The organism is Kitasatospora herbaricolor (assembly GCF_030813695.1).
In the GTDB taxonomy this organism is placed as follows: Bacteria; Actinomycetota; Actinomycetes; order Streptomycetales; family Streptomycetaceae; genus Kitasatospora; species Kitasatospora herbaricolor.
On sequence record NZ_JAUSVA010000002.1, the window covers coordinates 986758 to 1007970 of the forward strand.

The 21213-nt window shown below is 71.8% G+C and carries 16 protein-coding genes and 1 pseudogene; 10 read left to right on the forward strand and 7 right to left on the reverse strand.

Annotated features, from left to right (window positions below; genetic code table 11):
• Positions 1-154 precede the first annotated feature (154 nt).
• Positions 155-2653, reverse strand: coding sequence for a pectate lyase-like domain-containing protein (locus J2S46_RS04765; protein ID WP_191293845.1), 2499 nt, complete (start codon positions 2651-2653; stop codon positions 155-157).
• A 535-nt stretch (positions 2654-3188) separates the two neighbouring features.
• Positions 3189-4445 carry an ROK family transcriptional regulator gene (locus J2S46_RS04770; RefSeq protein WP_191293821.1) on the reverse strand — a complete coding sequence of 419 codons (1257 nt, stop codon included), beginning with the start codon at positions 4443-4445 and terminating at the stop codon, positions 3189-3191.
• A 146-nt stretch (positions 4446-4591) separates the two neighbouring features.
• Between J2S46_RS04770 and J2S46_RS04775 the strand changes: the two genes are divergently transcribed.
• The 6 genes from J2S46_RS04775 (at position 4592) to J2S46_RS04800 (ending at position 11916) form a co-directional block, all read left to right on the forward strand.
• Positions 4592-5908 (forward strand): ABC transporter substrate-binding protein, encoded by a 1317-nt coding sequence (locus tag J2S46_RS04775; RefSeq protein ID WP_191293820.1) that lies wholly within the window; start codon positions 4592-4594, stop codon positions 5906-5908.
• A gap of 1 nt (position 5909) precedes the next feature.
• Positions 5910-6839, forward strand: a complete 930-nt coding sequence (locus tag J2S46_RS04780) for a carbohydrate ABC transporter permease (RefSeq protein WP_191293819.1) — start codon at positions 5910-5912, stop codon at positions 6837-6839.
• On the forward strand, positions 6832-7695 hold the full coding sequence (locus J2S46_RS04785; protein WP_073923646.1) for a carbohydrate ABC transporter permease: 864 nt from the start codon (positions 6832-6834) through the stop codon (positions 7693-7695). The genes J2S46_RS04780 and J2S46_RS04785 overlap by 8 nt, the downstream gene beginning before the upstream one ends.
• Before the next feature lie 20 nt (positions 7696-7715).
• Positions 7716-9071 (forward strand): GH1 family beta-glucosidase, encoded by a 1356-nt coding sequence (locus J2S46_RS04790; protein WP_191293844.1) that lies wholly within the window; start codon positions 7716-7718, stop codon positions 9069-9071.
• A gap of 433 nt (positions 9072-9504) precedes the next feature.
• Positions 9505-11286 (forward strand): glyoxylate carboligase, encoded by a 1782-nt coding sequence (gcl, locus tag J2S46_RS04795; protein WP_191293818.1) that lies wholly within the window; start codon positions 9505-9507, stop codon positions 11284-11286.
• 183 nt (positions 11287-11469) lie between these two features.
• Entirely contained in the window at positions 11470-11916 is a 447-nt protein-coding gene (locus J2S46_RS04800) for a GNAT family N-acetyltransferase (RefSeq protein WP_191293817.1), read from the forward strand.
• Between the two features lie 49 nt (positions 11917-11965).
• Here J2S46_RS04800 and J2S46_RS04805 read toward each other — a convergent pair whose 3' ends face one another.
• Positions 11966-12850 (reverse strand): hypothetical protein, encoded by an 885-nt coding sequence (locus J2S46_RS04805; protein WP_191293816.1) that lies wholly within the window; start codon positions 12848-12850, stop codon positions 11966-11968.
• A gap of 28 nt (positions 12851-12878) precedes the next feature.
• Entirely contained in the window at positions 12879-14666 is a 1788-nt protein-coding gene (locus tag J2S46_RS04810) for a serine/threonine-protein kinase (RefSeq protein ID WP_229913293.1), read from the reverse strand.
• Positions 14667-14971: 305 nt separating this feature from the next.
• Between J2S46_RS04810 and J2S46_RS04815 the strand changes: the two genes are divergently transcribed.
• Positions 14972-15460 carry a glutathione peroxidase gene (locus J2S46_RS04815; RefSeq protein WP_073923641.1) on the forward strand — a complete coding sequence of 163 codons (489 nt, stop codon included), beginning with the start codon at positions 14972-14974 and terminating at the stop codon, positions 15458-15460.
• A 325-nt stretch (positions 15461-15785) separates the two neighbouring features.
• Here J2S46_RS04815 and J2S46_RS04820 read toward each other — a convergent pair.
• The 3 genes and pseudogenes from J2S46_RS04820 to J2S46_RS04830 all read right to left on the reverse strand — a co-directional run.
• Positions 15786-16106: pseudogene (locus J2S46_RS04820) on the reverse strand (ArsR/SmtB family transcription factor); the annotation flags it as partial.
• Positions 16103-16555: an SRPBCC family protein gene (locus J2S46_RS04825; protein WP_191293814.1), complete on the reverse strand. Its 453-nt coding sequence runs from the start codon at positions 16553-16555 to the stop codon at positions 16103-16105. The pseudogene J2S46_RS04820 and the gene J2S46_RS04825, both read right to left, overlap by 4 nt.
• 142 nt (positions 16556-16697) lie before the next feature.
• Positions 16698-17630 carry a LysR family transcriptional regulator gene (locus tag J2S46_RS04830; RefSeq protein WP_191293813.1) on the reverse strand — a complete coding sequence of 311 codons (933 nt, stop codon included), beginning with the start codon at positions 17628-17630 and terminating at the stop codon, positions 16698-16700.
• Positions 17631-17713: 83 nt separating this feature from the next.
• Between J2S46_RS04830 and J2S46_RS04835 the strand changes: the two genes are divergently transcribed.
• The 3 genes from J2S46_RS04835 to J2S46_RS04845 are packed head-to-tail and all read left to right on the forward strand — an operon-like array spanning position 17714 to position 21164.
• Positions 17714-18418: a succinate dehydrogenase cytochrome b subunit gene (locus J2S46_RS04835; protein WP_191293812.1), complete on the forward strand. Its 705-nt coding sequence runs from the start codon at positions 17714-17716 to the stop codon at positions 18416-18418.
• Positions 18415-20433 carry a fumarate reductase/succinate dehydrogenase flavoprotein subunit gene (locus J2S46_RS04840; RefSeq protein ID WP_191293811.1) on the forward strand — a complete coding sequence of 673 codons (2019 nt, stop codon included), beginning with the start codon at positions 18415-18417 and terminating at the stop codon, positions 20431-20433. Before J2S46_RS04835 ends, J2S46_RS04840 begins: the two co-directional genes overlap by 4 nt.
• The gene (locus J2S46_RS04845) at positions 20430-21164 is read left to right on the forward strand and encodes a succinate dehydrogenase/fumarate reductase iron-sulfur subunit (RefSeq protein ID WP_191293810.1); all 735 of its coding nucleotides are present in this window, start codon (positions 20430-20432) and stop codon (positions 21162-21164) included. Before J2S46_RS04840 ends, J2S46_RS04845 begins: the two co-directional genes overlap by 4 nt.
• Positions 21165-21213 lie beyond the last annotated feature (49 nt).

The window sequence follows — 21213 nt, forward strand, 5'->3', positions numbered from 1 at the left end:
ATAGCATGGCGGAAAGCGCTCCCTGCTGCCCTTCGCAGGTGCGCCCGGTGCGGTGCGGACGGCCCGCCGGTGACCGGCGGGCCGTCCTTCCTCCGTCTCCTCCTCCTACCGGGTGGCCACCGGGGTGGCTCCGGTCGCTACGGTGCCGGCCGCGTTACGGGTACGAGACCAGGTTCGACGGGACGGTGCCGGTGCCCGAGGTCGGGTTTCCGGTGTTGTTCACCACGTGGTTGAACTGGCCGTTGCCGCCGAGCGAGTTCACCAGGACGTCGTGCAGCTTGACGCCCGGCTTGTTCGGCACCTCGAACCCGTGGTCCATCACGATGGTGGGGTCGACGTTGAAGTAGCAGTAGCTGCCCAGGCCCCAGCCCTCGTGGGTGTTGACCGAGTCCTCGACCTTGTAGGCCGCGTAGCCCTTGACGGCGCCGTTCTGGATGGCCGCCTGGTTGGGGGCGTCGTAGGCCTTCTCGTTCTGGAAGAAGATGGTCTTGCCGCGGTCGCCGAACCACTGCACGTCGTACTTGTTGAAGTGCTCGACGAACAGGCCGGTGGCCAGCACGTCGTTGCCGCGGACCTGCATGCCGTAGTCGGAGCGGTTGCTCTCCCAGCCGACACCGGCGCCGTGGTCGGCGCGCCAGATCCAGGTGTGGTCGACGATCGTGTTGTTGCTGTTGATCAGCATGCCCGCGGTGGCCTTGCCGGCGGTGACGCCGCCGACCCGGACGAAGACGTCCTGGACGGTGGTCGGGTTCGCCGAGTGGTCCGCGCCGGGGCCGCCGTCGCCGACCTGCAGCAGGGCGGGCGAGTTGGCGGTGCCCGCGTCGAGCAGCAGCCCGGCGAGCTTGACGCCGTCGACGTCCGCGACCTTCACCGCGGTGACGCCGTTGTCCGGGATGACGGTGGCCATGCCGAGGCCGAGGACCACGGTGTTCGGCCGGGTGATGTTGATCGTCTGGTCGACGTGGTAGACGCCCGGGGTGAAGAGCAGGTTGAGGCCCTGCGCCAGCGCCTGGTTGATGGTCGCGGCGGTCGCGCCGGCCTTGACCACGTAGAACTGGCTCAGCGGGAGGGACTCGCCCTGCGGCGCGCCGGCGCCCCAGGAGACGCCGCGCGCGTTGGTGCGCTTGGCGGGGGTGAACACCTTGTACTCGTTGCCGTCCAGGTAGAGGAACGGCTTCTCACGCGAGATCGGGGTGGTGTCCAGCGTGGTGTACGGCGGGTCCGGGAAGCCCTGGGCGGGGGCGCCCTGGACACCGGAGAAGGTCTGGTTCCAGACGCCGTTGCTGAAGCCGCCGATCGAGCTGTCGCGGGTGTACCACTGCTGCTGCGAGTAGTTGCCCACCTGGCCGTCGATCTTGCTGTCGGCGATGTAGCCGCCGCTGGCCCAGCCGTAGCTCGCCGGGGCGAGGTTGAGGCCGCCCTCGACGTGCATCCGGCGGAACGGCGCGGCCTGCGAGACGGCCCAGCGGTCGGTGCCGCTGACCGGCTTGAGGTGCAGGTTCTCTGCCGAGCGCCAGAAGTTCTGGGTGGCGTTGCCGTTGAACCAGCCGGCGTCGACGGTCACGTCACCGTTGATGGTGGTGTCGTCGGGGTTCAGGCCCAGGCCGGCGATCGAGGTGTAGAAGCCGATCTGCGCGTTCAGGTTGCTGTAGGTGCCCGGCTTGAACAGCAGCGCGTAGCGCTCGGAGCCGAACTGGTTGGACTCCTGCTGGGTGAAGATCTGGTCGACCGTGGCCTGGATGTTCGGCGTGGACGGGTCGAAGACCTTCACGTTCGGGCCGAGGTCGCCGCCGCCCTGGACCGGCGGGACGGTCGAGCCGCCGCCGGTGTGCACGGCGAACTCCCAGAGGGAGTAGCCGTACCCGGTGTGGCGGTGGGTGCCGTTGAACCGGACGTAGCGGCCGGTGCCGCTGACGTTCAGCGTCTCGACGCCGCCGGTGCCCGTGGTGGTGCTGTAGACGGTGTTCCAGGTGGTGCCGTCGGGCGAGAGCTGGATCTGGTAGCCGTCGCCGTACGCCGCCTCCCAGTTGAGGTCGACCGAGCAGACCTGCTGGCTGGAGCCGAGGTCGACCTGCAGCCACTGCGGGTCGCTCGCGGCGCTGGCCCAGCGGGTGCCGGTGTTGCCGTCGAAGGCGGCCGAGGCGGGGGTGCCGCCGTTCTCCGTGGAGGAGGAGGTGGCCGGCTTGTTCAGCGCCGCGTTGGCGGTGGAGCAGGTCGGGCCGGTGCCGCCGCCGGGGGTGCCGTAGACCTGGAACTCCCAGAGGGAGTAGCCGTATCCGGTGTGGCGGTGGGTGCCGTTGAACCGGACGTAGCGGCCGGTGCCGCTGACGTTCAGCGTCTCGACGCCGCCGGTGCCCGTGGTGGTGGTGTAGATCGTGGTCCAGGAGGCGCCGTCGGCGGAGACCTGGATCTGGTAGCCGTCGCCGTAGGCGGCCTCCCAGTTGAGGACGACCTTGTCGATCGAGGCGCTGACGCCGAGGTCGACCTGCAGCCACTGGGCGTCGGCCGCGGCGCTGGACCAGCGGGTACCGGTGTTGCCGTCGACGGCGGCGGTGGCCGGGGTGCCACCGTTCTCGGTGGAGGAGGCGGTGACCGTCTTGCCCTGGGAGAGCAGCGTGCCGGCCGCGTTGGCGGTGGTGACCGGGACGGCCATGCAGAGGCCGGCGACCACGGCGGCCGCGGTGAGGGCGGCCGGGGCGCGCCGGACTCTGGAGCCTGAGCCTGCTGAGGTGAACCTCACTGGGGCATCTCCTGCTGTGGGTGGGGTGCGGGGGATGGGGACGCTGTCGCGCGAAGCCGGTGCGGGGCCGGTTGAGCGGGACGCCTGACGGGTGCCGATGACACCTGCGCAAAGAGGGCGGAGACCGCCGGAGGATCAACCGGTGCCTGCGCACCGGGACTCGGGAGAGCGCTCCCGGATGGAGTGTTGCGGTGGCGTATCCAGCGTGTCAAGACTGTGGACAGCACTTCCGGTGCGAATCAACTTGCCTGCGGAAAAAGGGTTATGGCGCCAGCTGCGAGCCGACGGGCCGCAGAAGCCGCAGGTCAGAGCCCCTGTCGGGAGAGCGCTCCCCCACCGCGCCGCCGGAAGGGCCCCACCCGGAGCCCCGAAGATCAGGAGGGGCCTCGGCCGGGGCGGCCGCCCGGCCACCCGGGGCAACCGGCCCCGGACGGCCGTCCGGCGGCGCTCAGCGCAGCGCCCTGGCCTCTCGCCGCCCGGGCTCCGGCACGTCCCCGCCGGAGTCCAAGAAGCGCGCCAGCGGCAGCGTCGCGGCGCCCACCGTGACGGCGTCCGGACCGAGCAGCCCGAGCTCGATCGAGGTCTGTTCGCAGGGGAAGCGCAGGGCGTACGAGCGGGCCGCGGCGCGGATCGCCGGCAGCAGGCGCGGGCCCAGCAGCAGACCGGCCCAGCCGCCGATCACGATCCGTTCCGGGTTGAACAGGTTGATCAGGTCGGCGATGCTCGCGCCCAGGTACTCGGCGGTCTCGCAGAGCAGCGCGTCGGCCACCGGGTCGTCGGCCTCGGCGGCGGCGAGCAGGGCGGCCAGGCCGGCCTTCTCGCTGGAGTCGGAGGCCTCCCCCCAGCGCTCCACCAGCGCCTCGGCGCCGACGTAGGCCTCCAGGCAGCCGCGGGAGCCGCAGCGGCAGAGCCGTCCGCCCACGTGGACCTTGGTGTGGCCCCACTCCCCCGCGCTGCTGGTGGCGCCGCGGTAGGGGACGCCGTTGGCGATCACGCAGGCCCCGACGCCCGAGCCGAACAGCGCGACCACGGCGTTGCCGGCGCCGCGGCCGGCCCCGAACCACATCTCGGCCTGACCGAGGGTCTTCGCGCCGTTGTCGATGTGCAGCGGCAGGTCGGTGCCGGCCCGCAGCAGGCGGCCGAGCGGGACGGCGTCCCAGTCGATGGTCTGGCCGTGCACCACCGCGCCGATGCCGCCCGGGTCCGCGGGGTCGGCCGCCGGGTCGCCCTGTTCGACGATGCCGGGCACCCCGATGCCGACGCCGAGCACCCGGTCACGGTCGGTCCCGGTGCTGTCCAGGACTTCGGCCAGGCCGTCCAGGATCAGCTGGACCACGTGGTCGACGTCGTGGCCGTGGTCGGACAGCGGATGGTCGCTGGCGGCCAGCTCGGTCAGGGCCAGGTCGAACAGGGCCACCCTGACCTGCGTCTCTCCGACGTCCACCCCGATCAGGAAGCCCCGGTCGGCCGCCACCTGGAGTAGGACGCGTGGTCGTCCGCCGTCGGAGTCGACCGATCCGGCCTCCTCCACCAGGCCGTCGGCGATGAGTTCGCCGACCACGTTGCTGATCGTGCCCCCGCTCAGTCCGGTGTCCCGGCCCAGCTCGTGACGGCTGAGCCGGCCCTCGAAGTACAGGTGCCGCAGCAGCACCGATCGGTTGCCTCTTCGCAGGTCACGTACGGTCTGCTTGCTTCGCTCCACCATTCGGACTCCCTCCTGGTCTGAATCTATCGCTGCGACAAGTCTTGACGCCAGCTTTTCTCACAAGTTAAATCACGGCCTGAAGTAAGCCTCACGGCTGATCACTTCACCAAGGTCGCTCACCCATCCCCTGAGAGGGGAACTCCGCTATGCGCACGAGCCGCGTCATCGCCGCCACAGCTCTGGTAGCCGCCCTCACCGTCACCGCAACCGCCTGCGGGGGCGGCTCCGACACCGGCAGCGGCGGGGGCAACAGTGCCCCCAAGACGCTCACCTACTGGGCCAGCAACCAGGGCACCAGCATCGAGAACGACAAGCAGGTCCTCGAGCCCGAGCTCAGAAAGTTCGAGCAGCAGACCGGCATCAAGGTCAACCTGGAGGTCGTGCCCTGGTCCGACCTGCTGAACCGGATCCTCGCCGCCACCGCCTCCGGCCAGGGCCCCGACGTCCTCAACATCGGCAACACCTGGTCGGCCTCGCTCCAGGCCACCGGCGCGCTGCTGCCCTTCGACGAGGCCACCTTCGGCAAGATCGGCGGCAAGGACCGCTTCCTGCCGTCCACCATCGCCTCGGCCGGCGCCGCCGGCAAGGACCCGGCCGCCGTGCCGCTGTACTCGATGGCCTACGGCCTCTACTACAACAAGAAGATGTTCGCGGCCGCCGGCATCGACAAGGCCCCGGCCACCTGGGACGAGTTCCAGGCCGACGCGCAGAAGCTCACCAAGGACGGCAAGTACGGCCTCGCGATCGAGGGCGGCAACGTCTCGGAGAACGTCCACCACGCCTTCACCTTCGGCAAGCAGAACGGCGCCGACTTCTTCGACGCCTCCGGCAAGCCGAAGTTCGACAGCCCCGAGGCCGTCAAGGCGATCAAGCAGTACGTCGACTTCGTCGCCAAGGACAAGGTCGCCGCGCCCGGCAACGCCGAGTACTCCAACAACCAGACGCTGAGCGACTTCGCCACCGGCAAGGCCGCGATGATCATGTGGCAGTCGGCCGGTGCCAACCTCAAGTCCCAGGGGATGAACCCGGAGGACTACGGGGTCGCCCCGGTCCCGATCCAGGCCGGTGCCACCGGTGACAAGGCCATCAAGTCGATGGTCGCCGGCATCAACCTCGCGGTGTTCAAGAACACCAAGAACCTCGACGGCTCGCTCCAGTTCGTGAAGTTCATGACGAGCAACGAGGAGCAGAAGACCCTGAACAGCACCTACGGCTCGATCCCGCCGGTGAAGGAGGCCGGCAAGGACCCGGTCTTCGCCACCCCGGACCTCACCACCCTGAACGACGTGCTGGCCACCAGCTCCGCGCCGCTCCCCCAGGTCGCCAACGAGAGCCAGTTCGAGACCCTGGTCGGCACCGCGGTGAAGAACCTGCTCGCCGCCGCCGCCGCGGGCAAGCCGGTCACCGACGACAGCGTGAAGGCCGAGCTCACCAAGGCTCAGCAGCAGATGCCGGCGTCCTGACGTGCGACAGCGACTGCGCCGACTGCGCCACCCCCGAGGGGCTCTGCCCTACCTGCTCCTGCTCCCCGCCCTCGCGCTGGAGCTGCTGATCCACCTGGTCCCGATGGTGGTCGGCATCGTGATGAGCTTCAAACAGCTCACCCAGTTCTTCATCCGAGACTGGTCGGCCGCACCCTGGACCGGCCTGGGGAACTACCGCATGGCGGTGGACTTCAGTGCTCCGGTCGGCCAGTCGCTGCTCAACTCGTTCTGGACAACGTGTTGCTTCACCGTCCTGTCGGTCGGCCTTTCCTGGCTGCTGGGCACGGCGGCGGCGATCTACATGCAGGACGCGTTCCGCGGGCGGGGCATCCTCCGGGCCCTGTTCCTCGTCCCGTACGCCCTGCCGGTCTACGCCGCCGTGATCACCTGGTCGTTCATGTTCCAGCGGGACACCGGCCTGATCAACCACGTGCTGGTCGACCAGCTGCACCTGATGGACGAGAAGCCGTTCTGGCTGATCGGTGACAACAGCTTCACCGCCCTGGTCGTGGTCTCGGTCTGGAAGTCCTGGCCGTTCGCGTTCCTCACGCTGATGGCCGGCCTGCAGAACATCCCCCGGGAGCTGTACGAGGCCTCCTCGATGGACGGCGCCGGCGTCTGGCAGCAGATCCGCAAGATCACCCTGCCCTCGCTGCGCCCGGTCAACCAGGTCCTGGTGCTGGTGCTGTTCCTGTGGACCTTCAACGACTTCAACACGCCGTACGTGCTGTTCGGGAAGTCCGCACCGGAGGCCGCCGACCTGATCTCCATCCACATCTACCAGTCCTCGTTCGTCACCTGGAACTTCGGTGTCGGCTCGGCGATGTCCGTGCTGCTGCTGCTCTTCCTGCTGCTGGTGACGGCCGTCTACCTCTTCCTCACCTCACGACGGAGGGACGCCGATGCCTAAGGCTCCCGTCTCACCGATGGCTCCGCCGGCCTCGTTCAAGTGGTCGCGCCGGGTGTTCCTGCTGCTGCTGTCGGCCTTCGTGCTGACCCCGCTGTTCGTGATGATCAGCTCCTCGATGAAGCCGCTGCAGGACGTCCAGGGAGCGTTCTCCTGGATACCCAGCAGCTTCACCCTGCAGCCCTACGTCGACATCTGGACCACCGTCCCGCTCGGCGACTACTTCGTGAACTCGCTGATCGTCTCGGTCAGCGCCACCGCGCTCTCGGTGGTGATCGCGATCTTCGCGGCCTACGCGGTCAGCCGCTACCGCTTCCGCGGCCGCAAGCTGTTCACCGTCACGGTGCTCTCCACCCAGATGTTCCCCGGCATCCTGTTCCTGCTGCCGCTGTTCCTGATCTTCGTCAACATCGGCAACAGCACCGGGATCGCGCTGCTCGGCAGCCGCGGCGGGCTGATCCTCACCTACCTCACCTTCTCGCTCCCGTTCTCCATCTGGATGCTGGTCGGGTACTTCGACTCCATCCCGCGCGACCTCGACGAGGCCGCCGCGGTGGACGGCTGCGGGCCGCTGCGCACGCTGCTGAAGATCGTCGTGCCGGCCGCCGTGCCGGGCATCGTCGCCGTCTCGGTCTACGCCTTCATGACCGCCTGGGGCGAGGTGCTGTTCGCCTCCGTCATGACCAACCAGACCACCCGGACCCTCGCCGTCGGCCTCCAGGGGTACGCCACCCAGAACAACGTGTACTGGAACCAGGTGATGGCCGCCTCCCTCGTGGTGAGCATCCCCGTCGTCGCCGGCTTCCTCCTCCTGCAGCGCTACCTGGTAGCCGGCCTCACCGCCGGAGCCGTCAAGTGACCATCCCCGAAAGGCATTTCGTGAACGACCTCAGTGCTCTCCCCGACGACTTCGTCTGGGGCGCGGCCACCGCCGCCTACCAGATCGAAGGAGCCGTGGACGAGGACGGCCGCGCCCCCTCCATCTGGGACACCTTCTCCCACACCCCGGGGAAGGTCGACAACGGTGACACCGGCGACGTGGCGTGCGACCACTACCACCGCTGGCCCGAGGACCTCGGCATAGCCGGGCAGCTCGGCCTGGACGCCTACCGGTTCTCGATCGCCTGGCCGCGGATCGTCCCGCAGGCCGACGGCCGGGTCAACCAGGCCGGCCTCGACTTCTACGACCGGCTCACCGACGGCCTGCTGGAGAAGGGGATCACACCGTTCCCCACCCTCTACCACTGGGACCTCCCGCAGGCCCAGCAGGACCGCGGCGGCTGGCCCGTCCGCGAGACCGCCGAGCGCTTCGGTGAGTACGCGGAGGTCGTCGCCGGTGCGCTCGGCGACCGGATCACCAACTGGGCGACCCTGAACGAGCCGCTCTGCTCGGCCTGGATCGGACACCTCGACGGCAACATGGCGCCCGGTCTCAAGGACCTCACCGCCGCCGTCCGCGCCTCGTACCACCTGCACCTGGGCCACGGCCTGGCCGTGCAGGCGCTGCGGGCGGCGATCCCGAACGCGAGCATCGGCATCGTCAACAACCTCAGCCCGGTCCACCCGGCCACCGACAGCGAGGGCGACCGCCTGGCCGCGCAGCGCGGCGACGGCCACATCAACCGCTGGTGGCTGGACCCGATCCTGGGTCGCGGCTACCCCCAGGACATGGTGGAGCTGTACGGGGTCGAGCTGCCCGTCCGGGACGGCGACCTGGAGCTGATCAGCGCGCCGCTGGACTGGATCGGCCTGAACTACTACTTCCGGCAGATCGTCACCGGCGACACCACCGGCCCCGCCCCGCACTTCCGCCAGGTGCCCGGCCCGAACGTCGAGCACACCGCGATGGACTGGGAGGTGCACGGCCCCGGCCTGGAGCAGTTGCTGCTGCGCCTGACCGACGACTACGGCGTGCAGAAGATCTACGTCACCGAGAACGGTTCGGCGTACCAGGACGTGGTCGGCGCCGACGGTTCGGTGCACGACCCGGAGCGCACCGAGTACCTGGAGCAGCACCTGGCCGCCTGCGCCAGGGCCGTCTCCAAGGGCGCTCCGCTGGCCGGCTACTTCGCCTGGTCGCTGCTGGACAACTTCGAGTGGGCCTACGGCTACGACAAGCGCTTCGGCCTCGTCCACGTCGACTACAAGACGCAGCAGCGCACGGTGAAGACCAGCGGGCGCCGCTACGCCGAGCTGGCCGCCGCCCACCGCCTGCGCGGGCGCCGCGCCGCCTGATCCCGCCGCGGCGGCCGCCGCGCCGCCCGCACCGCACGAGCCGGCCCCTCCCCCCGTCCTGGGTGGAGGGGCCGGCTCGTCGGCGTTCCGGGCGGGGCGGGCGGTTCCGGGCGGGGCGGTTCCCGGCGGGGCAGTTCCGGTCAGGGCGACTCACGGCGGGCCGGGCCCGCCTGCACACGGTGCCCGGATTGCATCAAACGACGAGACCGGCGGCCCGCGGGCACCCCCGGGCTGTAGGAAGGCCGCCTGTTCGGGCCGCCGGGGAGGTGACAGCCTGGCCCTTCCGCAAACTACAACATTCTGTTGAATCGGCCTTGACGGCCGCGCGGGGCTCACCGTACGTTGTTTCCGCATACCAAAACCGTTCTTCCGTATCGTGGAACTCAGGAGATGAGCCCTCCGACCCACAACGGGCCGACGCAGGAGAAACCCGATGCCTCGAATGACAGCCGCCCGCGCGGCAGTGGAGATCCTCAAGCGCGAAGGCGTCGAGGTCGCGTTCGGCGTGCCCGGCGCGGCGATCAACCCCTTCTACGCCGCGCTCAAGGCCTCCGGCGAGATCCGGCACACGCTCGCGCGCCACGTCGAGGGCGCCTCGCACATGGCCGAGGGGTACACCCGCGCCAAGGCCGGCAACATCGGTGTCTGCATCGGCACCTCGGGCCCGGCCGGCACCGACATGATCACCGGTCTCTACTCGGCGATCGCCGACTCGATCCCGATCCTCTGCATCACCGGCCAGGCCCCGGTCGCGAAGCTGCACAAGGAGGACTTCCAGGCCGTCGACATCGCCTCGATCGCCAAGCCGGTCACCAAGGCGGCGACCACCGTCCTGGAGGCCGCGCAGGTCCCCGGCGTGTTCCAGCAGGCCTTCCACCTGATGCGCTCCGGCCGTCCCGGCCCGGTCCTGATCGACCTGCCGATCGACGTCCAGCTGACCGAGATCGAGTTCGACCCCGAGACCTACGCGCCGCTGCCGGTCTACAAGCCGTTCGCGACCCGTGCGCAGATCGAGAAGGCCGTCGGGTTCCTGCTCGAATCCGAGCGCCCGCTGATCGTCGCCGGCGGCGGCGTCATCAACGCCGACGCCTCCGAGCTGCTGGTCGAGTTCGCCGAGCTCACCGGCACCCCCGTCATCCCGACCCTGATGGGCTGGGGCATCCTCGCCGACGACCACGAGCTGAACGCCGGCATGGTCGGCCTGCAGACCTCGCACCGCTACGGCAACGCCAACCTGCTGGAGTCGGACTTCGTCCTCGGCATCGGCAACCGCTGGGCCAACCGCCACACCGGCGACCTCGCCGTCTACACCAAGGACCGCAAGTTCGTCCACGTGGACATCGAGCCGACCCAGCTCGGCAAGATCTTCGCCCCGGACTTCGGCATCGCCTCCGACGCCAAGGCCGCCCTGGAGCTGTTCGTCGAGGTCGCCAAGGAGCTGAAGGCCGCCGGCAAGCTCCCCGACCGCAGCGCGTGGGCCGCCTCCACCCAGGAGCGCAAGGCCACCCTGCAGCGCCGCACGCACTTCGACAACGTGCCGATGAAGCCGCAGCGCGTCTACGAGGAGATGAACAAGGCCTTCGGCCCGGAGACCCGCTACGTCACCACCATCGGCCTGTCCCAGATCGCCGGCGCGCAGATGCTGCACGTCTACAAGCCGCGCCACTGGATCAACTGCGGCCAGGCCGGCCCGCTCGGCTGGACCATCCCGGCCGCCCTCGGTGTCGCCACCGCCGACCCGCAGACCCCGGTGGTCGCCCTCTCCGGCGACTACGACTTCCAGTTCATGCTGGAGGAGCTGGCCGTCGGCGCCCAGCACCGGATCCCCTACGTCCACGTCCTGGTCAACAACGCCTACCTGGGCCTGATCCGCCAGGCGCAGCGCGGCCTGGACATCAACTTCCAGGTCAACCTGGAGTTCGAGAACATCAACTCCCCCGAGCTGGGCGTCTACGGCGTGGACCACGTCAAGGTCGTCGAGGGCCTCGGCTGCAAGGCCATCCGGGTCACCGAGCCGGAGCAGCTGCTGCCGGCCTTCGAGGAGGCCAAGAAGCTGGCCGCCGAGTTCCGCGTGCCGGTCGTCGTCGAGGCGATCCTGGAGCGGGTCACCAACATCTCGATGGGTGCCGCCGGCATCGACGCGATCAACGAGTGGGAGGAGCTGGCCACCGAGCCCGGCCACGCCCCGACCGCGATCAAGGCCCTCAAGTCCTGACCGAAGTCCCGATCGACGTCCTGATCGAAGTCCTGATCGACGTCAGCACCGCTGCACCGCGGCGGAGTTGACCACCCGTACGGGCCCCCGGTACTGCCACGAGCAGTGCCGGGGGCCCGTACGGGTGTGCGCCCGCGTAAGGTCGTGCCGTTCGGACGGCCCCACCCGCGGAAGGCGGCACCCATGACTCAGGACGGCGTCAGCATCGACAGGCTCTCCCCGGAGGACCGCGCCGACTGGGAGGTGCTCTTCCGGGGGTACCTCGACTTCTACCGGCGCGAGATCACGCCGGAGATGTACGAGCGGGCCTGGACGGCGTTCCTCGACGACACCGTGCTGCACGCCCTCGGCGCCCGGCTCGACGGCCGGCTGGTGGGCATCACGCACTTCCTGGTGCACGCCAGCACCACCGCACCGGACGTCTGTTACCTCCAGGACCTGTTCACCGCCCCCGAGGTCCGCGGCCGCGGCGTCGGGCGGGCGCTGATCGCCGCCGTCACCGACCGGGCCCGCGAGCGCGGCTGCAGCCGGGTGTACTGGTCCACCCAGGAGAGCAACGCGACCGCCCGCCGGCTCTACGACCAGGTGGCGGAGAACCGCGGGTTCATCCTCTACCAGATCACCCTCTGACCGCCGGAGGCCCGGGACCCGGGCCTCCGGCGGGGCGGGGTCCGCCCCCTCAGGGGCAGGAGTAGGTGAAGCTCGCGGCCGCGGTCCGCTGCCCCGGGGAGAGGATCTCGACCGTGGCGGTGGCCTGCATGGTGCCGTGGCCGTCGAAGGTCCAGCGCAGCACCAGGTCGGCCTGCCGGGTACCGGACGGAACCGACTGCACCAGCTCGCCGGACGAGCTGCCGTCGCTGCGCACCCAGCGGTAACGGATGTTCCCCGCACGGCCGTTGGTCTGCGCGGTGGCCGTGACGACGGCGGCGCCGCCGCACGGCGGGCCGGCCGGGTCGGTGGCGACGGTGACCGAGCTGACGGCCAGCGGCGGGGTGTACCAGCGCCAGGCGAGCAACGCCAGCACGGCGAGCAGCAGGACGAGGGCGAGCAGCCGGCGCCGGCCCTTGCGCCGGACCGGCCGCTCCGGCTCCACCTCGCCGTGCCAGACCGCGGCGGCCGCCGCCGGAACACCCGGGCCGAAGCGGCGCAACTCACCCTCGGCCAGCGGCCGTTCGTCCTCGGGGGCGGCGGTCGGCAACGGCACCGGAGCGGCCAAATGGCCGGCCGGCACCGGCGCGTCGAGCCGCTGGGTGGCGTCCTCCGCCGCACCGGAGGTGCCGAGGGTCCGGGTACCGCCCACCAGCGGCGGCAGCGCCATCGGCTGCGGCGGTGCCACCGGCTGCGCGGGGACGACCGGCTGCGCGGGAGCGGCGGTGGCCCAGGCGGTCGGGTCCAACACGGTGGCGGCATCGTCGTCGGACGGTCCGGCGGACGGAGCCGGCGCCCCGGGCGCGGTGGCGCCTGACGCCCGGCCCAGTTTGGCGGTCCGCTCGGCGGCCTCCTCGTCCAGCCGGACGGTGAGCGCCTCGTCAGGGTCGGTCGGGGGTTTTCCCGGTGTGGTCATGCTGCCCTCCTGGGCGTGTGGTTCCGGCTCAGCGGGGCGGGTTGCAGGTGTAGGCGTACAGTTCCCGGTACTTGACCGTCCGGCTCGGGTCGGCCGTCGGGTTGGTCGAGATCTGCAGGCCCCAGATCGGGTACGTGTCGGCGGAGCCGAAGGCGTGCGGGTAGGCGACGGCCTTCAGCCCGGTCGACCCCTTCGGGATCACCACCGTCTGGGTGGCCGCCACCACGTTGGGCGCGGTGGTGCTGGCCCGGTGGGTCCAGCTGAGCGTCAGGACGACGTCGGCGGCGCCGTCCGTCTGCACGGTCACCGTGCCCACCGTGTCGTAGCGGCCCCCGCAGGTCAGCGAGTCCAGGCTGAGCCCGGTGACCCGGGCCTTCACCGGCGGGGGCGCCACCGTCGCGCTCGGGGTGGTGGCGCTGGGGGTCGGCGGGGCCGGCGAGGTGGCGGGCGCCGAGGGCTTGCCGCTCGCGGTCGGGACGGCGGTGGTCGGCCGGGTGGTGGCCGTGGCCGTGGCGACCGGGCCGGCCGACGCCGAGGCCGAGGGCGACGGGGAGCCGGACTCCGTCGGGCCGGGCGAGGGCGAGGCCTCGCCGGTGGGGGTCGGGCCGTCCGTGGCGGTCGGTGTCCCGGACGGCAGGCTCCCCGGTCCGATCACCGTGGTGGCCTCCGGCGACGGGGCCGCCAGCACGGTGCGGGCGTCCCGCTCGCCCGCTCCGGCCACCGCCACCCCGGCGAAGGACCCGGCGACCAGCAGGCCCACCCCGGCCCCGGCCAGCACCTTGGCGCGCCTGCCGAGCCTGGGCGCCGTCCGCAGCCCGCTCGCGCCCGCGCCCGCGCCGGCGGGGGGCAGGCTGCTCTGCGCCAGCGAGGTGTGCGCCAGCGCCGTACCGCCGTCGCCGGCCCCCGCGCCGCCCCAGGGCAGCAGCATCGCCAGCGCCAGCACCAGGGCGGCGAGCTCCGCGCGGCCGCGCTCCTCCCAGTCCGGCCCGTAGCCGGCCACCGCGACCGCCTCCAGCTCGGTGACGAAGCTGGCGGCGCTGTCCGGGCGGGACGCCGGGGTCTTGGCCAGCCCGGCCCTGATCAGCGGCCGGACCTCGGCGGGCGCCAGCTCGTCCGGGATCGGGGCCTCGGTGTGCTGCACCGCGAGTTCGGCGATGGTGGCGCCGTCGTACGGACGGGCGCCGGTCAGGCACTCGAAGAAGGTCACCGTCGCCGAGTAGACGTCCGCCGCCGGGGACGCGGGCCGGCCGGCCCACTGCTCGGGCGCCAGGTAGGCCGGGGTGCCGGAGATGTCGCGGTCGTCGCCGCTGCGCACCGCGATGCCGAAGTCGACCAGCTTGGAGCTGCCGTCGGCGGCGACCAGCACGTTGCCGGGCTTGTAGTCGCGGTGCACCACGCCCGCCGCGTGGGCGGCGGCCAGGCCGAGCAGGGAGCCCTTGAGCACCACCAGCGCGGCTCGCGGGGTGGTGGCGCCCTCCTCGCGCAGCAGCGTGCGCAGCGCGAGGCCGTCGACCAGCTCCATCACGATGGCGCAGCCCTGGCTGCTCTCCACGTACTCGTACAGCCGGGTGACGTACGGCGAGCGGAGCCCGCCGAGCACCTCGGCCTCGGCCCGCAGGTTGTCGCCGCCGGCCGCGCGGTTGAGGTACTTGACGGCGACGGGGGTTCCGGTGGCGTCGTGGGTGGCCAGCACCACCCGGCCGCTGGCGCCGGTGCCCAGCTCCCTGCCGTGCGTGTAGCCGGGCAGCACCCAGCCGCCGGTGCCGTCGGCCTGCCCCGCGTCCTCGCCGTTCCTGCCCGCAGCGTCGGCGTCCATCGCGACCGCCCCCCGTTCGTTCCTGCCTCCACCTGCGCCGCACGGTGGTGCGGCCTCTGCAATCGACGCGGCGCGCGGCCTGCGGGTTCCCGTTCTGAGGCACCGGTAGGTCACGGTTCGGGCGATTCGCACACCATCTCAGCCATTGCGGTCGGCAAGTACCCGGCGCGGGGCGGCGCACCGCGCGCGGATCGGGGCCGCCGGGGCGGAACATGCCGGTCCCGGTCGTGGTTGTGCGCCATGGCACCATCCGTACCGACCGACCCGACCGACCCGACCGACCCGACCGACCGAAGGACACCCTCGTGAGCCTGTACGACATCCCGCTGCGCACGCTGTCCGGCGAGGCCGCCTCGCTGGCCGACTACAAGGGCAAGGCGCTGCTGATCGTCAACGTCGCCTCCAAGTGCGGGCTGACCCCGCAGTACGCCGGCCTGGAGAGCCTGCAGGAGCAGTACGGGGCGCGGGGCTTCAGCGTCCTCGGCTTCCCCTCCAACCAGTTCGCCGGGCAGGAGCCGGGGAGCTCGGAGGAGATCCAGACCTTCTGCTCGACCACGTACGGGGTCTCCTTCCCGCTGTTCGAGAAGACCGACGTGAACGGCGACGACCGGCACCCGCTGTACGCCGAGCTGACCAAGGCCGCCGACGCCGCGGGCGAGGCCGGCGACATCAGCTGGAACTTCGAGAAGTTCCTGATCACCCCGGACGGCACGGTGGCCGCCCGGATCCGCCCGCGCACCGAGCCGCTGGCCCCGGAGGTCGTCGAGGCGATCGAGGCGATCCTCCCCGCCTGACCCCGGTAGCGGCGAAGGCCCGGGGTGTCCCCGGGCCTTCGTGCGCCGTCGCGGTGGCGGGGCCGGTGCCGGCCGGCGGCTGCGGGGCCCGGTCCACGGTCCGCTCCGCCCGTCCGGACCGCCCGGGCTGCGCCACCTGTCCGGACTGCTCGGGCTGTCCGGGCTGCGCCACCGGTCCGGACAGCCCGGCCGGGACGGCGGCGCCGGTCCGCTCCGCCCGTCCGGACCGCCCGGGCTGCGCCCGCAGCCCGGACTGCTCGGGCTGTCCGGGCTGCGCCACCGGTCCGGACAGCCCGGCCGGGACGGCGGCGCCGGTGTCCCGGGCCGCTTCGGCGAGGTGCTTGAGGCCCTGCAGCCGGCCGTCCCAGGCGGTGGCGAGCCCGGCCATCCACCGCGAGGTGGCGTCGAGCGGTTGCGGGCAGAGCCGGTAGTGCACCTCCCGCCCGGAGCGGAGCGCGAGCACCAGGCCGGCGCGGCCGAGGACGGCGAGGTGTTTGACGACGGCCTGCCGGCTGACCGGCAGCCCGGCGGCCAGGGTGGTCGCGGTGGCGTCGCCGGTGGCGGCCAGTCCGTCCAGGATCCGGCGCCGCATCGGGTCGGCCAGGGCGACCAGCACCCGGTCCACCGCGTCGGGGGCGGGCGTCATACCACCAGCTGCTCGGTGTGCTGCCGCAGCTCGGCGAGCTTGTGGTGCCAGCCCGCGTTGTTCTGCTCGCGCCGCGCCCGGCGGACGTCCTGGGTGGTGTCCAGGCCCGCGAAGCCGCTCTCCACCATCTGCAGCCTGGTGACCGCGCCGTCCGGGACGAGGGTGAACTCGACGAGGGTGGAGTTGCCCGCGTCCGGCTCTTCACCGGGGAGCCCCTGCGACCAGCGGTAGGCGAGGCACCGCGGGGGTTCGACCCGCTCGATCCGGGCCGGGATCGTGCCCTGGCCCAGCCGGTCGAAGACCAGCCGGCCGCCGGGGCGCAGGTCGAGGTCGGCCGGGGCGCCGCCGCCGAACCAGGTGCCCAGGAACGCCGGGTCGGTGAGCACGGCCCAGACCCGCTCGGGCGGCGCCGCGATGACGATCTCACGCTCGATTCGGTCAGCGACCATGCCGTACCCCTCCCCGGAAACGTTGGTTCGATGGTCGCACGATTCCCGACGCAGACGCAACCATCGGGTTGCATATTCGGCCGCCCGGGACCCACCCGACCCCACCCGGCCACCGCCCGAACCCCGCGCGCTCCCAGCGCGATCAGTCCAGCAGCAACCGCGTGCCGGGCGGCAGCCCACCCGTCCGGGCCGCCTCCCGCAGATGCTCCAGCAGGGCGGCCCGCAGCGCGGCGGCGGCCCTGGTCAGCGGCACCTCCCGCCCGTGCGCGACCGCGATGGTCCGCCCCAGCCCGGTGCCGGAGAAGTGCCTGACGACGAGCCCCGAGTGCGCGGCGACCATCCCCGGCAGCACGGCCGGCCCCAGGCCCGCCCGGACGAACCCCAGCACGGCGTCCATCTCACCGCCCTCGACGGCGAAGACCGGCTCGAAACCCGCGGCCCGGCAGGCCTCGATGGTGGTCTCCCGCAGGTCGTAGCCCTCCCGGAACATCACCAGCGGCTGCTCCCGCAGCTCCTCGACCCGGATCCGTGGCCGGCGGCGCGGGCCGGCGCCGGCCGAGACCAGCACCAGTTCCTCGTGCAGCAGCTCGGTCACCGCGAGGGCCGGGCCGAGCGCCTCGCCGGCCGGCGAGGCGATGATCAGCGCCAGGTCCAGCTCGCCGGCGCCGAGGCTGCGCACCAGGTCCCGCGAGCCGCCCTCCCTCACCACCAGCGTGACCTCCGGGTACTGGTCCCGGAACCCGCGCAGGACGTCCGGCACCAGGCTGGTGCACAGGCTCGGCGGCGCCCCGAGCCGGACCCGGCCGCGTCGCAGCCGGACGGTCTCCTGCACGGCCAGCCGGGCGCTCTCGGTGTCGGCCAGGATGCGCCGGGCCAGCGGGAGCAGGGCGTCGCCGGCGTCGGTCAGGGCGATGTTCCCCCGGGCCCGGTGGAACAGCTCGGCCCCCAACTCCCTCTCCAGCGAGCGGATCTGCTGGGAGAGCGACGGCTGGGCGACATGCTCGGCCTCGGCCGCCCGGGTGAAGTGCCGGGCGTCGGCGACGGCGACGAAGTAGCGGAGTTGCTGGAGCTGCACACCTCCCACGATAGGCCAGGGCTATGGTCACCAGCCGCAGCATGTCTTGGACGCACCGTCCGGCGGTTCCTACCGTGGTCGGTATGGCACAGGCGACTCGGACGGGCCGTAAACCGTCCACTCTGGAGACCCTCTGGCGGTCGACCGTCGGCAAGAAGGCGGTGATGGCCGTCAGCGGACTGGTCATGCTGCTCTACCTCGTCTTCCACATGCTCGGGAACCTCAAGGTCTTCTTCGGCCCCGACGACATCAACGGGTACGCGGCCTGGCTGCGCACCCTCGGGCAGCCGTTCCTCGGGCACGGCTGGTTCCTCTGGATCGCCCGCCTCGGGCTGCTGGCGGCCGTCGGCCTGCACGGCGTGGCCGCCTACCAGCTGAGCCGTCGCGACCTCGCCGCCCGGCCGACCGGGTACGCGCACCGCCGGCGGCGGGCGAGCTACGCGACCCGCACCATGCGCTGGGGCGGGATCATCCTGGCCCTGTTCATCGTCTGGCACATCCTCGACCTGACCACCCTCACCGTGAACCCGCGCGCCGAGGAGGGGCACCCGTACCAGAACATCGTGGCCTCGTTCTCGCAGTGGTACAGCTGCGTGATCTACATCGTGGCGATGCTGGCCGTCGGGCTGCACATCCGGCACGGCTTCTGGAGCGCCGCCCAGACCCTGGGCGCCAACAACGCCCGCCGGGACCGCGCGCTCAAGGCCACCGCCAACGGCCTGGCCCTGGTGCTGACCGCCGGCTTCCTGTCCGTACCCGTGGCCGTCATGACCGGAGTGGTGAGTTGAACACGCCCGACACCCCCAGCAACGCCGCCGGCCCCGGCGGCCCCGCCCCCTCCGCGGAGTCCGCCCCGCCCACCGACTACGCCGCCTACACCGTCGGCGAGCCGGTCGTCGACACCAAGGCCCCGGCCGGGCCGATCGAACAGCGCTGGGACCAGCGGCGGTTCGAGGCGAAGCTGGTCAACCCGGCGAACCGCCGCAAGCACACCGTGATCGTGGTCGGCACCGGCCTGGCGGGCGGCTCCGCGGGCGCCACCCTGGCCGAACAGGGCTACCACGTCGTGCAGTTCTGCTTCCAGGACTCCCCCCGCCGGGCCCACTCGATCGCCGCGCAGGGCGGCATCAACGCGGCCAAGAACTACCGCAACGACGGGGACTCCGTCCGGCGGCTGTTCTACGACACCGTCAAGGGCGGGGACTTCCGGGCCCGCGAGTCCAACGTCCACCGGCTGGCCCAGGTCTCGGTGGAGATCATCGACCAGTGCGTCGCCCAGGGCGTCCCGTTCGCCCGCGAGTACGGCGGCCTGCTGGACACCCGGTCCTTCGGCGGGGTCCAGGTCTCCCGCACCTTCTACGCCCGCGGCCAGACCGGGCAGCAGCTGCTGCTCGGCGCCTACCAGGCGCTCTCCCGCCAGATCGCGGCCGGCAACGTCGAGATGCACCCGCGCACCGAGATGCTCGACCTGGTCGTGATCGACGGCCGGGCCCGCGGCATCGTCGCCCGCGACCTGGTCACCGGCGAGATCTCCACCCACCTGGCGGACGCCGTGGTGCTCGCCAGCGGCGGCTACGGGAACGTCTTCTACCTCTCCACCAACGCCAAGAACTCCAACGCGACGGCTGTCTGGCGAGCCCACCGCCGTGGCGCGCACTTCGCCAACCCGTGCTTCACCCAGATCCACCCGACCTGCATCCCGCGCAGCGGCGACCACCAGTCGAAGCTGACCCTGATGAGCGAGTCGCTGCGCAACGACGGCCGGATCTGGGTGCCGAAGGCCAAGGGCGACACCCGCCCGCCGGCGGAGATCCCCGAGCAGGAGCGGGACTACTACCTGGAGCGGATCTACCCCTCCTTCGGCAACCTGGTACCGCGCGACATCGCCTCCCGCGCCGCCAAGAACGTCTGCGACGAGGGGCGCGGCGTCGGGCCCGGCGGCCAGGGCGTCTACCTGGACTTCGCCGACGCGATCGCCCGGCTCGGCCGCGAGCAGGTCGAGGCGCGGTACGGGAACCTGTTCGAGATGTACGAGCGGATCACCGCCGAGGACCCGTACCGGGTGCCGATGCGGATCTACCCCGCGATCCACTACACCATGGGCGGGCTCTGGGTCGACTACGACCTGCAGACCAGCCTGCCGGGCCTGTTCGCGATCGGCGAGGCCAACTTCTCCGACCACGGCGCCAACCGGCTCGGTGCCAGCGCCCTGATGCAGGGCCTGGCCGACGGCTACTTCGTCCTCCCGGCCACCCTCAACGACTACCTCGCCCGGCACACCGCCGAGCCGGTGCCGGCGGACCACCCCGCGATCGAGGAGGTCACGGCCGAGGTCACCGACCGGCTCAACCTGATCCTCGCGGTCGACGGCGACCGCACCCCCGACTCCTTCCACCGCGAACTCGGCGAACTCCTCTGGGAGGAGTGCGGGATGGCCCGCGAGGAGGCCGGGCTGCGCCGGGCGCTGGAGCGGATCCCGCAGCTGCGGGAGGAGTTCTGGCGCCGGATCAAGGTGCCGGGCACCGGCCAGGAGCTCAACCAGTCGCTGGAGAAGGCCAACCGGCTGGTCGACTACTTCGAACTCGCCGAGCTGATGTGCCTGGACGCCCTGCACCGCACCGAGTCCTGCGGCGGCCACTTCCGCGAGGAGAGCCGCACGCCGGAGGGCGAGGCGGCCCGCCGGGACGAGGAGTTCTCGTACGCCGCCGCCTGGGAGTTCACCGGCACCGGTGCCCCGCCCGTGCTCCACCGCGAGCACCTCGACTTCGAGTACGTCCACCCCACCCAGCGGAGCTACGCATGAACCTCACCCTGCGGATCTGGCGCCAGGCGGGCCCCGACACCGCCGGCTCGATGACCACCTACCAGGTCGGCGGCATCAGCCCCGACATGTCCTTCCTGGAGATGCTGGACACCCTCAACGAGGAGCTGATCCTGCGCGGCGACACCCCCGTCGCCTTCGACCACGACTGCCGCGAGGGCATCTGCGGCGCCTGCGGCATGGTCATCAACGGCCGGGCGCACGGCCCGGAGCGGACCACCACCTGCCAGCTGCACATGCGGCACTTCGAGGACGGCGACACCATCGACGTGGAGCCCTGGCGGGCCGCCGCGTTCCCGGTGGTCAAGGACCTGGTGGTGGACCGCTCGGCCTTCGACCGGATCATCGGCTCAGGCGGGTACATCACCGCCCCCACCGGCAGCGCCCCCGAGGCGCACGCCACGCCCGTCCCCAAGGAGGCCGCCGACACCGCCTTCGAGCACGCCGAGTGCATCGGCTGCGGCGCCTGCGTGGCCGCCTGCCCGAACGGGTCGGCGATGCTCTTCACCTCCGCCAAAGTGGTGCACCTGAACGTGCTGCCGCAGGGCGCGCCGGAGCGGAGCAGCCGGGTGCGGTCGATGGTGGAGGCGATGGACAGCGAGGGCTTCGGTGGCTGCACCAACACCGGCGAGTGCGCCACCGCCTGCCCCAAGGGCATCCCGTTGCCGAGCATCGCGGCGATGAACCGCGAGTACCTGCGCAGCCTGCGGTAGCCGGGCCCCGGCGGACGGCCGACCGCGGTCCGCCGGTCCGCCGGTGCGC

Coding starts and splice junctions, on each gene's coding strand:
- J2S46_RS04835 (WP_191293812.1), top strand. CDS start 17,714: ATGGCACAGGCGACTCGGACGGGCCGTAAACCGTCCACTCTGGAGACC.
- gcl (WP_191293818.1), top strand. CDS start 9,505: ATGCCTCGAATGACAGCCGCCCGCGCGGCAGTGGAGATCCTCAAGCGC.
- J2S46_RS04845 (WP_191293810.1), top strand. CDS start 20,430: ATGAACCTCACCCTGCGGATCTGGCGCCAGGCGGGCCCCGACACCGCC.
- J2S46_RS04825 (WP_191293814.1), bottom strand. CDS start 16,555: ATGGTCGCTGACCGAATCGAGCGTGAGATCGTCATCGCGGCGCCGCCC.
- J2S46_RS04775 (WP_191293820.1), top strand. CDS start 4,592: ATGCGCACGAGCCGCGTCATCGCCGCCACAGCTCTGGTAGCCGCCCTC.
- J2S46_RS04765 (WP_191293845.1), bottom strand. CDS start 2,653: ATGGCCGTCCCGGTCACCACCGCCAACGCGGCCGGCACGCTGCTCTCC.
- J2S46_RS04810 (WP_229913293.1), bottom strand. CDS start 14,666: ATGGACGCCGACGCTGCGGGCAGGAACGGCGAGGACGCGGGGCAGGCC.
- J2S46_RS04770 (WP_191293821.1), bottom strand. CDS start 4,445: ATGGTGGAGCGAAGCAAGCAGACCGTACGTGACCTGCGAAGAGGCAAC.
- J2S46_RS04800 (WP_191293817.1), top strand. CDS start 11,470: ATGACTCAGGACGGCGTCAGCATCGACAGGCTCTCCCCGGAGGACCGC.
- J2S46_RS04785 (WP_073923646.1), top strand. CDS start 6,832: ATGCCTAAGGCTCCCGTCTCACCGATGGCTCCGCCGGCCTCGTTCAAG.
- J2S46_RS04805 (WP_191293816.1), bottom strand. CDS start 12,850: ATGACCACACCGGGAAAACCCCCGACCGACCCTGACGAGGCGCTCACC.